The 13,935-nt window shown below is 61.0% G+C and carries 12 protein-coding genes; 10 read left to right on the forward strand and 2 right to left on the reverse strand.

Annotated features, from left to right (window positions below):
* Positions 1-124 precede the first annotated feature (124 nt).
* Positions 125-1,069, forward strand: a complete 945-nt coding sequence (locus tag AC0JZ8_RS07495; RefSeq protein WP_471892177.1) for a GNAT family N-acetyltransferase — start codon at positions 125-127, stop codon at positions 1,067-1,069.
* Here AC0JZ8_RS07495 and AC0JZ8_RS07500 read toward each other — a convergent pair.
* Positions 1,025-2,023: a hypothetical protein gene (locus tag AC0JZ8_RS07500; protein WP_471892178.1), complete on the reverse strand. Its 999-nt coding sequence runs from the start codon at positions 2,021-2,023 to the stop codon at positions 1,025-1,027. The two genes, AC0JZ8_RS07495 and AC0JZ8_RS07500, sit on opposite strands and share 45 nt — an antisense overlap.
* Positions 2,024-2,171: 148 nt before the next feature.
* Between AC0JZ8_RS07500 and AC0JZ8_RS07505 the strand changes: the two genes are divergently transcribed.
* From AC0JZ8_RS07505 to AC0JZ8_RS07535, 7 genes are all read left to right on the forward strand, one after another.
* Positions 2,172-4,391 (forward strand): primosomal protein N', encoded by a 2,220-nt coding sequence (locus AC0JZ8_RS07505; protein ID WP_192077826.1) that lies wholly within the window; start codon positions 2,172-2,174, stop codon positions 4,389-4,391.
* A gap of 66 nt (positions 4,392-4,457) precedes the next feature.
* Positions 4,458-4,841: an AGROH133_08824 family phage infection protein gene (locus tag AC0JZ8_RS07510; protein WP_062462528.1), complete on the forward strand. Its 384-nt coding sequence runs from the start codon at positions 4,458-4,460 to the stop codon at positions 4,839-4,841.
* Between the two features lie 261 nt (positions 4,842-5,102).
* Complete coding sequence (locus AC0JZ8_RS07515; RefSeq protein ID WP_113111740.1) at positions 5,103-5,669, forward strand: F0F1 ATP synthase subunit delta; 567 nt, start codon at positions 5,103-5,105, stop codon at positions 5,667-5,669.
* The gene (gene atpA, locus AC0JZ8_RS07520) at positions 5,669-7,198 is read left to right on the forward strand and encodes a F0F1 ATP synthase subunit alpha (protein ID WP_430241872.1); all 1,530 of its coding nucleotides are present in this window, start codon (positions 5,669-5,671) and stop codon (positions 7,196-7,198) included. The genes AC0JZ8_RS07515 and atpA overlap by 1 nt, the downstream gene beginning before the upstream one ends.
* Positions 7,199-7,227: 29 nt before the next feature.
* Complete coding sequence (locus AC0JZ8_RS07525) at positions 7,228-8,115, forward strand: F0F1 ATP synthase subunit gamma (RefSeq protein ID WP_062581712.1); 888 nt, start codon at positions 7,228-7,230, stop codon at positions 8,113-8,115.
* A 23-nt stretch (positions 8,116-8,138) separates the two neighbouring features.
* A complete protein-coding gene (gene atpD, locus AC0JZ8_RS07530; protein ID WP_062581713.1) occupies positions 8,139-9,569 on the forward strand; it encodes a F0F1 ATP synthase subunit beta in 1,431 nt (476 codons plus the stop codon).
* Positions 9,570-9,643: 74 nt separating this feature from the next.
* Entirely contained in the window at positions 9,644-10,051 is a 408-nt protein-coding gene (locus AC0JZ8_RS07535) for a F0F1 ATP synthase subunit epsilon (protein ID WP_062581715.1), read from the forward strand.
* 73 nt (positions 10,052-10,124) lie between these two features.
* Here AC0JZ8_RS07535 and AC0JZ8_RS07540 read toward each other — a convergent pair whose 3' ends face one another.
* Positions 10,125-11,021, reverse strand: coding sequence for a LysR substrate-binding domain-containing protein (locus tag AC0JZ8_RS07540; protein WP_471892179.1), 897 nt, complete (start codon positions 11,019-11,021; stop codon positions 10,125-10,127).
* A 111-nt stretch (positions 11,022-11,132) separates the two neighbouring features.
* On the opposite strand from AC0JZ8_RS07540, the gene AC0JZ8_RS07545 reads away from it, so the two are divergent.
* Positions 11,133-12,278, forward strand: coding sequence for an iron-containing alcohol dehydrogenase (locus AC0JZ8_RS07545; protein ID WP_062462657.1), 1,146 nt, complete (start codon positions 11,133-11,135; stop codon positions 12,276-12,278).
* Positions 12,279-12,294: 16 nt separating this feature from the next.
* Positions 12,295-13,794, forward strand: a complete 1,500-nt coding sequence (locus AC0JZ8_RS07550) for an aldehyde dehydrogenase family protein (RefSeq protein ID WP_471892180.1) — start codon at positions 12,295-12,297, stop codon at positions 13,792-13,794.
* Positions 13,795-13,935 lie beyond the last annotated feature (141 nt).

Raw genomic sequence — 13,935 nt, forward strand, 5'->3', positions numbered from 1 at the left:
TTTCCGTGGCATGCCGCCCCAGATTGCTCCCAGCATCGTTACGGAATCCCTAAAGGCACGGTAACCCTGCCATCGTAATATCATGCGGGCCTGCTCCAGTTGGGACCCGCTTCAAGGAGTTTTAATGGACCGCCGTGATTCCATGACGAGCTTCGGCCAGGTCGCCGAAGCCATCGCACGCGTATCTCAAGGGCGTCCGGGCCACATCGTCGATACCCTCATCGCCGAGCGGGGCAAGCGGATCGTCGGCAGTCCGTTCTGGCCGGTCATGCGTCCGTTTCTCTACACGCTGCTGCGCTACGGCCGGGCGATCGAGTTCGCCGACGACATTGCGCCGAAGTCCGGCTACCAGTGTTTCGAATATCTGAGCGCGCATCTGAAGCTGAAGCTTTCGGTCAAAAACGAGGAGCGGATCCCCGAAAAGGGCGGTTTCATCCTCGTCAGCAACCATCCGACCGGCATTGCCGACGGCGTCGCCGTGTTCGACCTGTTGAAGTCGCGCCGTCCGGACCTGATGGTGTTTGCCAACCGCGATGCGGTGCGGGTCAATCCGCGTTTTGCCGAAATGATCATTCCCGTCGAATGGCGCGACGATCACAAGAGCAAGCTCAAGACCCGCGAGACGCTGGTTCTCACCAACAAGGCGGTCGAGGAGGGCAAGGTGATGATCCTGTTCCCATCCGGGCGCATCGCCTATTGGGAAAATGGTCGGCTGAACGAGCGTCCGTGGAAGACCTCGGCCGTCGGACTTGCTCGCAAATACAATCTGCCGATCCTGCCTGTCCACATGACGGCACGCAATTCCGGGCTGTTCTACTGGCTTGCCAAATGGTCGACCGAGCTGCGCGACATGACGGTGTTCCATGAGCTCCTCAACAAGAAGGGCAACCAGTTCAATTTCACCATCGGACACATGATCCAACCGGACCAGCTGGAGGGTGACGTCGTCGAGGTCACCAAGGCGCTGGAGCGGCATACGGTTTTCGGTCTCGCAGCCGACGGCGATGCGCAGTTTGCGCCACAATCAGTAGTCCTCGAGGAAGCGCTCCAGGCCCCGGTTCAGGCGTAGATACTGCTGGCGATCGAGCTCTTTGATCGCCCGCTCTTCGGTCGCAGACACTGCCGATGTCGCAGGCTGTTGCCTCGGCCGCGCGGGCGGCGTCGGCGTCATCTTCTGCGGCTTCGGTTTTTGTCTCAGTTTCTCTTTCTCTTCCGTCAGCGTCGGCATGGAGAGTGCAAACAGCAGCCGGTGCTTGTGGATGCGCGACGCGGAATTCGTCATGCCGAGGCTCGATATCGTGACACCTGAGGTCACCGGGTTGAGCTCGATTTTCGGATCGATATTTCCCTTCAGCGTGGTCGAGAATTCCAGCGTATCGGCCATGGTGATCACGTCGGTGCCGCTCGGGGCTTTGAGATTGCCTTTCTCGTTGAGCCACACGAATGTCTCGAGCGTTTCCTTCAAGCCGATCCGTCCGACGATCGGGTAGATGAGGTTGCCGCTTCTCGCTTTCGGGGCACAGTATAGGTCGTTGACCTCAGTCGCCAGCTTCGCGAATTCATCGGTGACACGAAAGCTGCGGTTGTTCTGGCGGGACAGATCGACGCTGCTGCCCAGTCCGAGACTGCGGGTGCCGTTCGAGAACGGGTTGAGCAGGCCCAACGAAAACCCGTGGCTGTCCATTTCCGTCATGTTGAGCTGAAAGTCGTACGCGATGAACGACTTGGCATAGCGGTCGAAATAGAGACTGATGTCCGGGCTGTAGCGGCGTGTGAAAGCATCGGCATAGGTTACCGTCCCGGCTAGAAGCTCTGCGGAGAGCTGCTTCTCCGCCGGGGATCCGTATTCGCGCAGTAGCCCCGTGGCGATCTCGCGGATGGCATCGCGCGCCTCGCAGCGCACCTTGGCGACAATCTGGTAGGTCGTATCCGGCTTGGAGAAATCCTCTGGCAGAGGATGAATATTGCAGCCGGCCAGCAGAATAGCAGGCACGACAAGCGTCGTCGTCGACTTGCAGAACATCCGTAGCCCCCACTCCGGTTAGGACTCTACCTATAGTTAATATTTATTGGCTATACAACCTAAATTTCACGCCGCGATGTGTGTCGTCAACGGCGGGGAGCGCCAAACAGCGGTTCCCTTTCGTTCCGGTTTTGGGCATGGTCCCGCCATGGACACAGATTCGTCCGACCTGTTCGGTCCGCTCCTCGATAAGCCCGTCGCAGCCGTCGTGCCGGTCCTGGTGCCTTTGCCGGTGCCGGGTCCGTATAGCTATGCCGTGCCCGAGGGACTGACTGTTGTGCCCGGTTCGGTGGTGCAGGTGCCGGTCGGTCCGCGCCAGATGATCGGCGTCGTTTGGGATGGCGCAGACGACAGCACGCTCGACCCGAAGAAGCTGCGGCCGATCACGCTCGCTTTCGATTGCCCGCCGCTTTCCAAAGAGATGCGCGATTTCGTCGACTGGGTCTCGGCCTACACGCTGTCGCCGCCGGGTTTCGTGGCCCGCATGGCGATCCGGGCTCCGGCAGCGCTCGATCCGGAACCGATGGTGGAGGGGCTGCGCTTTATCGGCGGCGAGCCGGCGCGACTGACACCGGCCAGAACCCGGGTGCTCGACCTTGCGAAGGAGCAGGAAGCGCCCTGGACCCGCAGCGGCCTTGCGCATGCGGCCGGCGTGTCCCTGAGTGTCGTCGACGGATTGATCAAGCAGGGTGTGTTCGACACGATTTTCCTGCCGCCGCCGCCTGTCGTGGCACGGCCTGACCCGGATTACACCGCGCCCCGTATCGAGGGACCTCAGAAAGGCGCGGCCGAAGAGATCGTCGCTTCTGTCCGCGCTGGCGGATTCGCCGCCTCGCTGATCGATGGCGTCACCGGGTCCGGCAAGACGGAAGTGTATTTCGAGGCGATCGCGCAGGCGCTTAGACAAGACAAGCAGGTTCTGATCCTGTTGCCGGAAATCGCACTCACGTCGAGTTTTCTCGATCGGTTCGAGCAGCGGTTCGGGGCAAAGCCTGCCGAATGGCATTCGGATCTTTCTCCTCGTATCCGCGAAAAGGTCTGGCGCGGCGTCGTGACGGGAGAGGTGAGGGTGGTCGCTGGTGCCCGTTCGGCTCTGTTCCTGCCGTTCGAGGATCTGGGGCTGATCGTCATCGACGAAGAACACGACCCTGCCTATAAGCAGGAGGACCGCGTGTTCTACAATGCCCGCGACATGGCGGTGGTGCGGGCCCGCATCGGCGATTTCCCGATCGTGCTTGTGTCGGCCACGCCATCCGTGGAAAGCCAAGTCAACGGGTTGTCAGGGCGCTATACTACGGTCCACCTGCCGACCCGCTTTGGTGATGCAGCACTGCCGGACCTGCATCTGGTCGACATGCGCCGCCATCCGCCGGAACGTGGCGGGTTCCTCTCGCCCATTCTTTTGCGCGGCATGAAGAAGGCGCTTGAGCGCGGCGAGCAGTCGCTGCTGTTTCTCAACCGTCGCGGCTATGCGCCGCTGACGCTCTGCCGCGTCTGTGGCCATCGCTTCCAGTGCCCGCAATGTTCGAGCTGGCTGGTGGAGCATCGCTTCAGAAACCAGATCCAGTGCCATCAGTGCGGCTATCACGAACATACGCCGGAAGCCTGCCCGGAATGCGGGACGTTCGACCACCTCGTCGCCTGCGGGCCGGGCGTGGAGCGGATCGCGGAAGAGGTGGAGAAGCATTTTCCGGAAGCCCGCACCATCGTCATGTCGTCGGACCTGCTCGGTGGCGTCAAACGGCTGCGGATGGAGCTCGATGCGATCGCCAAGGGCGATGTGGATATAGTGATCGGCACGCAGCTGGTGGCGAAGGGCCACAACTTTCCGCTGATGACGCTGGTCGGCATCGTCGATGCAGATCTCGGCCTGTCGAACGGCGACCCGCGGGCCGCCGAGAGGACGTTCCAGTTGCTCAGCCAGGTAACGGGCCGCGCCGGGCGAACAGGGTTGAAGAGCCATGGCCTGATCCAGACGTTCCAGCCGCAGCATCCCGTCATGCAGGCAATCGTCTCAGGCGATGCGGGCGCGTTCTACGAGCGTGAGATCGCAGAGCGCGAAAAGGCGATCCTGCCGCCGTTCGGGCGGCTTGCGTCGCTGATCGTCTCGGCCGATACGCGCGCCGATGCGGAAACCCATGCACGGGGATTGCGCGCGGCCGCACCAAGGGTGACCGGGATTTCCGTGCTTGGTCCAGCTGAAGCGCCGCTCGCGCTGGTACGCGGCCGCCATCGATTCCGGCTTTTGGTGCACGGACGGCGCAATTCCGACATGCAGGCTTTCCTGAAGGCGATGATGTCTGCCGGCCCGAAGGTCCGTGGTACGGTGCAGATCCAGCTCGATATCGATCCGCAGAGTTTTCTCTGATCCTATCTTTGCGAGTTGTTTACCGCTTTCGATAAAATCGCCGCACAAGAACGATTCGAGGATTCCATGGAACTGTATTTCCCCACCGAGACCGGCGAGCAGCTGGCGTTTGTCTGCGCTGCCGCGACGGCTCTCATCGGGCTCCTCATCCTCCTGTTTCCCGGCCCCTGCCTGCGGCTTTCGGCGTTCCGTGTCGGCGATGTCCGGCCGGAGGGTTACGGATCGGTGCGGGCCGCCGGCGCTCAGTATGTCGGCCTCGGCGTCGTGCCGATCATCTTTGCCCAGGACTGGTTCTATATGGTGCTCGGCATCGTGCTTGGTCTGGGGGCATTCGGAAGGCTGGTCTCGTTTGCTTTCGATCGTGGCGCAACTGTGAAAAACACGCTGATTTTCCTACTACAAGTTGTCCTTTCAGCCGGCCCGCTCGCCTATGTCTTCGGCTATCTCTGAGCTTTCCAATCAAGAGTGTTCATCTCAGACGCGGTCAATTCCAGCGGTGTCCGACATAAAAACGACTCAAGCTCTAGTCCCAGGGGCGTTTTCCCGCCTCTCCCGTGTTGCGAGTCCCTACATCCTATGCTAGACGGACCGCGAAAGTCGGAAAGGGTGGGGTGGAGGCCCCGCTGGTTCTGATTAAAAATCAAATATTTTCAAGGTCTTGCTGATCCTCTAAAAAAGGGCGCAGCGCTTGGATGGCAATTCAGGGAAACTGTGCCCGTGGCTGACACGTCCCCGCTTATTTCCGGTGTCGCAGAGCGTTACGCTTCTTCGCTTTTTGAGCTCGCGCTCGAAACCGGTTCCATCGATAAAGTCAGCGCCGATCTCGATCGGTTTCAGGCGTTGCTGGATGAGAGCGAAGACCTTCGGCGTCTGGTTGCAAGCCCGGTGTTTTCCGCCCATGATCAGCAGAACGCGGTGACAGCCGTTGCCGAAAAGGCTGGCATCTCTGGTGCCGTTCTCAACTTCATCAAGGTCGTTGCCGGCAACCGCCGTCTGTTTGCTCTGCCGGGCATGATCCGTAGCTTCCGTCAAATCGCTGCCGAGCATCGTGGCGAGGTTACCGCAGAGGTAACGTCTGCCCACGCGCTCACCCCAGCGCAGGAAACTGAACTTAAGTCGGCGCTGAAGGGCGTCACCGGCAAGGATGTGACAATCGCCGTTACGATCGATCCGTCGATCCTCGGTGGCCTGATCGTCAAGGTCGGGTCGCGTCAGATCGATACGTCCCTTCGCACCAAACTTTCCACCCTTAAGCTTGCATTGAAAGAGGTCGGCTGATGGATATCCGTGCAGCGGAAATTTCCGCAATTCTCAAGGACCAGATCAAGAACTTCGGCCAGGAAGCCGAAGTCTCTGAAGTCGGCCAGGTTCTGTCCGTCGGTGACGGTATCGCTCGCGTTTACGGCCTCGACAATGTCCAGGCTGGTGAAATGGTCGAGTTCCCGGGCGGTGTCCGCGGTATGGCGCTGAACCTCGAATCCGACAATGTCGGCGTGGTTATCTTCGGCTCCGACCGTAACATCAAGGAAGGCGACACCGTCAAGCGGACCGGCGCCATCGTTGACGTTCCTGTCGGTCCGGAACTGCTCGGCCGCGTCGTTGACGCGCTCGGCAACCCGATCGACGGCAAGGGCCCGATCAACGCGACCCGCCGTTCGCGCGTCGACGTCAAGGCTCCAGGCATCATTCCACGCAAGTCGGTTCATGAGCCGATGTCGACCGGCCTCAAGGCCATCGATGCTCTGATCCCGGTTGGCCGCGGCCAGCGCGAGCTCGTCATCGGCGACCGTCAGACCGGCAAGACCGCGATCATTCTCGACGCGTTCCTGAACCAGAAGGCGATCCACGAGACCGGCCCGGAAAACGACAAGCTGTTCTGCGTGTACGTCGCCATCGGCCAGAAGCGCTCGACGGTTGCCCAGTTCGTCAAGGTTCTCGAAGAACGCGGCGCACTGCCTTACTCGATCATCGTCGCGGCGACCGCATCCGACGCTGCACCGATGCAGTATCTTGCTCCGTTCGCCGGTTGCGCGATGGGCGAATACTTCCGCGACAATGGTCAGCACGCGCTGATCGCTTATGACGACCTTTCCAAGCAGGCCGTCGCTTATCGCCAGATGTCCCTGCTGCTGCGTCGTCCTCCGGGCCGCGAAGCTTATCCGGGCGACGTCTTCTACCTGCATTCGCGTCTTCTCGAGCGCGCTGCAAAGCTCTCCGACGAGCGTGGTTCCGGTTCGCTGACGGCTCTGCCTGTCATCGAAACACAGGGTAACGACGTTTCGGCGTTTATTCCGACCAACGTGATCTCGATCACGGATGGCCAGATCTTCCTTGAAACCGACCTGTTCTACCAGGGTATCCGTCCGGCCGTGAACGTCGGTCTGTCGGTGTCCCGCGTTGGCTCGGCCGCGCAGATCAAGGCGATGAAGCAGGTTGCCGGTTCGATCAAGGGCGAGCTTGCCCAGTATCGTGAAATGGCTGCGTTCGCGCAGTTCGGCTCCGACCTCGACGCCTCGACCCAGCGCCTGCTCAACCGCGGCGCACGCCTGACCGAACTTCTGAAGCAGCCGCAGTTCTCGCCGCTGAAGACCGAAGAACAGGTTGCGGTGATCTTTGCCGGCGTCAACGGCTACCTCGACAAGATCGCGGTTTCCGATGTCGGCAAGTTCGAGCAGGGTCTGCTCTCCTACCTTCGTTCCGAAGGCAAGGCGGTTCTCGAAACGATCCGCAGCGAGAAGCAGGTTTCCGACGACACGAAGGCAAAGCTCAAGGCAGCTCTCGACAGCTACGCCAAGTCTTTCGCCTAAAACGGATCTAGATCGAGGACCGATAACGGATGCCTTCACTTAAGGATCTGAAAAACCGGATCGCCTCCGTCAAGGCGACGCAGAAGATCACCAGGGCGATGAAAATGGTCGCCGCTGCGAAACTGCGCCGTGCACAGGAAGCGGCCGAGGCTGCCCGTCCTTATGCGGAGCGTATGACCAAGGTATTGGCCAGCCTCACGGCTGCCAATGCCGGCAATGCCGAAGCGCCGCTTCTCTTGTCCGGGACTGGCAAGGATCAGGTTCATCTCCTGATCGTTGCGACCGGCGAGCGCGGTCTGGCGGGGGGCTTCAACTCCTCGATCGTCCGTCTGGCACGCGAGCATGCGCTGAAGCTGATTGCACAGGGCAAGACGGTCAAGATCCTGACCGTTGGCCGCAAGGGCAACGACGTGCTTCGCCGTACGTTCAAGGACAACATCGTCCACTACGTGACCTTCCGCGAAGTCAAGCAGCTTGGTTTCGTCCAGGCCGACGAAGTGGCCCACAAGGTGCTCGAGCTGTTCAACGCCGGTGAATTCGACGTTGCGACGCTGTTCTTTGCCCGCTTCCAGTCGGTTATCGCGCAGGTGGCAACTGCCCAGCAGATCATCCCCGCAAAGTTCGACGTCAGGGATGCAGCGCAGCCGGATGCCGGTTCTGCCGCACTCTACGAATACGAGCCGAGCGAACAGGAAATCCTGGAAGACCTGCTGCCGAAGAACATCGCAGTGCAGATCTTCCGTGCACTTCTTGAAAACAACGCTTCCTTCTATGGCGCGCAGATGTCTGCAATGGACAACGCGACGCGCAATGCCGGTGACATGATCAACAAGCTGACGCTCTCCTATAACCGTCAGCGCCAGGCACAGATCACCAAGGAACTCATCGAAATCATTTCGGGCGCGGAAGCGCTCTGAGGTAAAGAAAGAGGGTAATAATCATGGCTACCGCAACGGGCACGTCCCTCGGCAAAGTGACCCAGGTTATCGGCGCTGTCGTCGACGTGGCGTTCGACGGCGAACTGCCGGCGATCCTCAACGCGCTTGAGACAGAGAACAACGGCAACCGCCTCGTTCTCGAAGTCGCGCAGCATCTTGGTGAAAACCAGGTTCGCACCATCGCCATGGACTCGACCGAAGGTCTGGTCCGCGGTCAGCGCGTAACGGATACCGGCGCTCCGATCACCGTTCCGGTTGGTCCTGAGACGCTCGGCCGCATCATGAACGTCATCGGCGAGCCGGTCGACGAAGCTGGTCCGCTGATCACGTCGGGCAAGCGCTCCATCCACCAGGAAGCACCGTCCTACGTCGAGCAGTCGACCGAAGGCCAGATCCTGGTAACCGGCATCAAGGTCGTCGATCTGCTGGCTCCCTATTCCAAGGGTGGTAAGGTTGGCCTGTTCGGCGGCGCCGGCGTTGGCAAGACCGTTCTCATCATGGAACTGATCAACAACGTCGCCAAGGCGCACGGTGGTTACTCGGTATTTGCTGGCGTGGGTGAACGTACCCGCGAAGGCAACGACCTTTACCACGAAATGATCGAATCCGGCGTGAACAAGCATGGCGGCGGCGAAGGCTCGAAGGCAGCTCTCGTTTACGGCCAGATGAACGAACCTCCGGGTGCGCGCGCTCGCGTCGCTCTGACGGGTCTGACCATCGCTGAAGACTTCCGCGACAAAGGCCAGGACGTTCTGTTCTTCGTGGACAACATCTTCCGCTTTACCCAGGCAGGTTCCGAAGTGTCGGCTCTTCTCGGCCGTATTCCTTCGGCCGTTGGTTATCAGCCGACGCTTGCGACCGACATGGGTCAGATGCAGGAACGCATCACCACCACGACCAAGGGTTCGATCACCTCGGTTCAGGCCATCTACGTTCCCGCCGACGACTTGACCGACCCGGCTCCTGCAACCTCGTTCGCCCACTTGGACGCAACGACGGTTCTGTCGCGCTCGATCGCTGAAAAGGGTATCTACCCGGCTGTGGATCCGCTCGACTCGACCTCGCGCATGCTCGACCCGCTGGTTGTCGGCGAAGAGCACTACGAGATCGCTCGTAAGGTTCAGACGACGCTTCAGCGCTACAAGGCTCTGCAGGACATCATCGCCATCCTCGGCATGGACGAACTGTCCGAAGAGGACAAGATGACCGTCCAGCGCGCCCGCAAGATCGAGCGCTTCCTGTCGCAGCCATTCTTCGTCGCCGAAGTCTTCACCGGTGCGCCGGGCAAGCTGGTTGCTCTCGAAGACACGATCAAGGGCTTCAAGGGCCTCGTTGCCGGCGAATACGATCACCTGCCGGAAGCTGCCTTCTACATGGTCGGCTCGATCGAAGAAGCGATTGAAAAGGCCAAGAAGCTTTCCGAAGCTGCTTGATCCTATAAGACGGCGCGCGGGATATGATCCGGCGCGCCATTCCTGCTTGAAACACTCGAGGGAAGTGAACCTTAATGGCCGACGCTTTCAAATTTGAACTGGTATCGCCCGAGCGCCTGCTCGTGTCGGAGAATGTCTCCGAAGTGGTGATTCCGGCTACGCTTGGCGAAATGACGGTGCTTGCCAACCATGCGCCGACGATGACGACGATCAAGCCGGGCGTCGTGTCCGTGAAGCTTGCCTCGGGTCAGGTCACCAAATACGTCGTCTTCGGTGGTTTTGCTGACATCGTCCAGGACAGCTGCACGCTGCTGGCGGAATCCGCTGTGCCGGTGACCGAACTGAACCAGGACACGCTGCAGAAGCGCATCGAGGCAACCCAGGCTGCCATCGACAACGCCAACAGCGACGAGCACAAGACCAAGCTCGAACAGTTCCTGTCCGAACTGACGCACCTGAACGGCATCGTCGTTCCGGCCTGATTTTTCAGAGGTCGATATAATTTACGAAGGGCGGTCCATCGGGCCGCCTTTCGCGTTTTAGCGCTTTCGGTGCCTATGGGTTTCCGAGCAGGTGCTGGTGGAGACGTGCGGCGCCCGGGGTGAGCGAGCGGTAGCGCGGCATGCCGAGATAGTAGCCATAGCCCGTATCGAGCTGGGCGGTTCCGAGCTCCACCAGTGTTCCGGACGCAAGCTCCTCGGCAATCAATCCCCTGCTGCCAAGCGTCACGCCCTCGCCGCGCAGGGCGGCATCGATGGCCAGCGAATAGGTCGAGAACGATAGCCGCGGCTTGATCGCAGCCTTCGGTGGCTTCGGCAACCGCGCGAACCATTGCCTGAGCGAGATCCAGTGGGCGTTGGCCCGCTCGTAATCGATCAGGTCCAGCTGGGTCATGGCGTCTGCCGTCAGCGACGCTTCATCCAGCCCCCGTCTTTCCACATAGGCTGGGGAGGCGACGGGCACGAGGCTTTCCCGGATCAGCAGCGTCAGGTTCCACCTCGGGTGTTCGCCGGCGGCATAGAGGATGACGAGGTCATGGGCCTCAGATGCCAGTTCCGACGGCACGTCGGTCGTCAGCAACCGCACGGAGACCGATGGGCTTTCATTGTCGAAATCCTTCAGGCGCTTGCCGAGCCACAGGTGCGAGACCGAGCTGCTGGCCGCAATCGAGATGGTTTCCCGGCCTCCACGCCGGAACGGCTCCAGACTTTCCTCCAGATATTCCAGCGTGGCGCGAATTCTCTGGGCAAGACGGTCTCCCTCCGGCGTCAGGCTGAGATTGCGTCCGCGGCGGGTGAAAAGTTTCGAGCCAAGCTGTTCTTCCAGGCCCTGAATGCGGCGGCTGACGGCGGCCTGCGTGATATGGAGCTCACGGCCGGCGCGGGAGAAATTCATGAACCGGCATGCGGCATCGAAGACACGGAAGGCTTCGAGCGGAATTCTGTCCAGCATTTCACCCTCCATGATCTCAAGTCATCAGTAAGCCCGAAAAACCGATGGATTTGAAGATGTGAAATTGTGATGCACACTCACGGCAAGCGATCCTGTCAGGGTGTTTCCGTCATGCAGTTCCAGACGTCATCAGTTCCAGATATCCGCTTCGGCTCCGGCCTGTTCGGCGATCTCGCATCCGCGGCCAAGGGCTTCGAGAACGTCGCGATCGCAACCGTGGTCATGGATGGGTTTCTGGCATCGAGCGGTCTCGCCGCAGCGCTTGCGGCCGAGCTTGCCGCCGCGGGCATCGATGCGCGGTTCTATTCGGATTTTTCGGGCGAACCCAAACTCGCGCATCTTCGCGCCGCAAGTGAACTCGCCCGCGGTTCCGATCTCGTCATCGGTATTGGCGGCGGGTCGGCGCTGGATATCGCCAAGATCGCTGCCTGCTGCGCCGCGTCCGACGAGGATCCGATGCATTATGCACTGGCGGCCAATCCGCTTCCGCGTAACCCCCTGAAGAAGATCATGGTGCCGACGACGGCGGGCACCGGATCGGAAACGTCTGCGACCAATATCTTCGCTGGGCCGGAAGGCAAGAAGCTGTGGATCTGGGGGGCGGAGACCAAGGCCGATCTCGTCATCCTCGACCCGGAGCTCACCATTTCGCTTCCGCCGCACCTGACGGCGTGGTGCGGCCTGGATGCCTTTATTCACGCCTTCGAGGCGGCGACCAACCGCAACACCCATGCCGGCGCGAAACTCTATGCCCATGAGGCCATGCGACTGGTGGCAGGTTCGCTCGAGACAGCCGTCAAGGCTCCAGGCAATCTCGATGCCCGCGGAAAGGTGCTGCTCGGCTCCTGCTATGCCGGTATCGCGATCGACAACTGCGGCACGGCTGTCGCCCACAATATCAGCCATGCGCTGGCCGGGCTTGCGCCGGTTCATCACGGGCTTGCAACGGCGCTCGGCTTCGAGGCGACGCTCTCGTGGCTGTGCGATGCCGATACACCGGACCTGAACGAGGCGGCCCATGTGCTGGGTCTTGCCGATGCGCAGGCGCTGCCCGGGTTCGTTACCGATCTCATGGATCGCTGCGGGGTGGAGCGAGCGCTGCCGAAGGCATTCGTCGCCTTTTCAGCGTCAGACCTCGCCGCCGAAATGCGGGCGGCGGAAAACCAGCCGATGCGGCGCTCGACGGTCCGCGAAATTTCCGACGCCGATATCCATGCCTTCGCGAACACGATCATGACGCTGCCGAAGACGCTTTAGGAACAGGGACACTCCGATGACCACGACCTATACCCGCGACTACTGGGAAAGCGCGCTTTCCACGCTCAAGCTTGAAGGCCGCCTCTTCATCGGGGGCGACTATCGCCCGGCACTATCAGGCGAGACGTTTACCCGTCCGCGCCCGATGGACGGCAAGCCGGGGGCGCCGCTCGCGCGCGGCGTCGGCGCCGATATCGATACGGCGGTCGGTTCGGCCCGCGCCGCCTTCGAAAGCGGCGTCTGGCGAAAACAGGAGCCGCTCGAGAAAAAGAAGGTCATGCTCCGATGGGCCGAACTCATCCGCGCCCATGCGGAAGAGCTTGCGGTGCTCGAAACGCTCGATGTCGGCAAGCCGGTTCTGGCTTCGCTCAATGTCGATGTCCGCCTCTGCGCCGATGGCATCCAGTATTACGGCGAAATGATCGACAAGCAATATGACGAGATAGCACCGACCGGCCCGAACGCCCGGGCCCTGGTGCGAAAAGTGCCGCTCGGCGTGATCGGGGTCATCACGCCCTGGAACTACCCGATGATCATCGATGCCTGGAAACTCGGCCCGGCGATCGCGGCCGGCAATAGCGTCGTCCTCAAACCGGCCGAACAGTCGTCTCTCTCGGCGCTCCGGCTTGCGGCACTGGCGGTGGAGGCCGGTCTTCCCCCCGGCGTGTTCAATGTCGTCACCGGCTACGGCGAAGAGGCGGGTAAGCCGCTGGCGCTGCATATGGATGTGGACATGATCGCGTTCACCGGTTCGACCGAAGTCGGCAAGCTGATCATGGGGTATGCAGCCCAATCCAACGTCAAGCGCGTGGCGCTTGAGCTCGGTGGCAAGTCGCCCATCGTCGTGTTCGAGGATGCAGACCTTGATGCCGCAGCATCTGCCGCCGCCTGGGGATGCTTCTACAATGCCGGCGAGACCTGCCATGCCTCGACCCGCCTTCTGGTGCAGTGCTCGGTTCAGGAGAAGCTGATCGCCAAGATTGAGGCGGTGACCGCAAGCGACATAGCGCTCGCGCATCCGTTCGAGCCTTCCTCCCAGATCGGCGCCCTGATCGACGAAGCGCATATGGAAAAAGTACTCGGCATGATCGCTGCCGGCGAGACGGAGGGTGCCAAACGTGTCTTCGGAGCCGAGCGGGTGCTTTCCGAAACGGGGGGCTTCTACATTTCGCCCGGCGTCTTTATCGACATGACCAACGACATGAGCCTGGCGCGGCAGGAAATATTCGGCCCGGTGCTTGCCGTCATCCCCTTCGATACGGAGGAGGAGGCGCTGCGGCTTGCCAATGATACGATCTATGGTCTGGCTGGCGCGGTGTTTACCAAAGACATGGACCGCGCCCACCGCGTTTCGGAAGCGATCCATGCGGGCACGGTGTGGATCAACACCTATGACATGGCAAATTTCTCGACACCCTTCGGCGGCTTCAAGCAATCCGGTTTCGGACGCGACCGGTCAGTGCATGCGATCGACAAGTACTGCGACTACAAAACCATCTGGCAGCAGTTTGGGTAGGAAGGCCCTCTCTGGCCTGCCGGCCATCTCCCCCACAAGGGGGGAGAAGACTCGTGGCGGTCGCTCGTCTGGAATTGATCTCCGGCGTTGCGGCGGGTTAAAGCCCTCCCCCTCGTGGGGAGGGTGGGGAGGGGTCTTCGT

Source organism: Velazquezella soli, assembly GCF_977018685.1.

Bases quoted from the DNA above. Each gene is read 5' to 3' on its own strand.
- AC0JZ8_RS07505 (WP_192077826.1), top strand. From the start codon at position 2,172: ATGGACACAGATTCGTCCGACCTGTTCGGTCCGCTCCTCGATAAGCCC.
- atpD (WP_062581713.1), top strand. From the start codon at position 8,139: ATGGCTACCGCAACGGGCACGTCCCTCGGCAAAGTGACCCAGGTTATC.
- AC0JZ8_RS07545 (WP_062462657.1), top strand. From the start codon at position 11,133: ATGCAGTTCCAGACGTCATCAGTTCCAGATATCCGCTTCGGCTCCGGC.
- AC0JZ8_RS07510 (WP_062462528.1), top strand. From the start codon at position 4,458: ATGGAACTGTATTTCCCCACCGAGACCGGCGAGCAGCTGGCGTTTGTC.
- AC0JZ8_RS07550 (WP_471892180.1), top strand. From the start codon at position 12,295: ATGACCACGACCTATACCCGCGACTACTGGGAAAGCGCGCTTTCCACG.
- AC0JZ8_RS07500 (WP_471892178.1), bottom strand. From the start codon at position 2,023: ATGTTCTGCAAGTCGACGACGACGCTTGTCGTGCCTGCTATTCTGCTG.
- AC0JZ8_RS07525 (WP_062581712.1), top strand. From the start codon at position 7,228: ATGCCTTCACTTAAGGATCTGAAAAACCGGATCGCCTCCGTCAAGGCG.
- AC0JZ8_RS07495 (WP_471892177.1), top strand. From the start codon at position 125: ATGGACCGCCGTGATTCCATGACGAGCTTCGGCCAGGTCGCCGAAGCC.
- atpA (WP_430241872.1), top strand. From the start codon at position 5,669: ATGGATATCCGTGCAGCGGAAATTTCCGCAATTCTCAAGGACCAGATC.
- AC0JZ8_RS07540 (WP_471892179.1), bottom strand. From the start codon at position 11,021: ATGCTGGACAGAATTCCGCTCGAAGCCTTCCGTGTCTTCGATGCCGCA.
- AC0JZ8_RS07535 (WP_062581715.1), top strand. From the start codon at position 9,644: ATGGCCGACGCTTTCAAATTTGAACTGGTATCGCCCGAGCGCCTGCTC.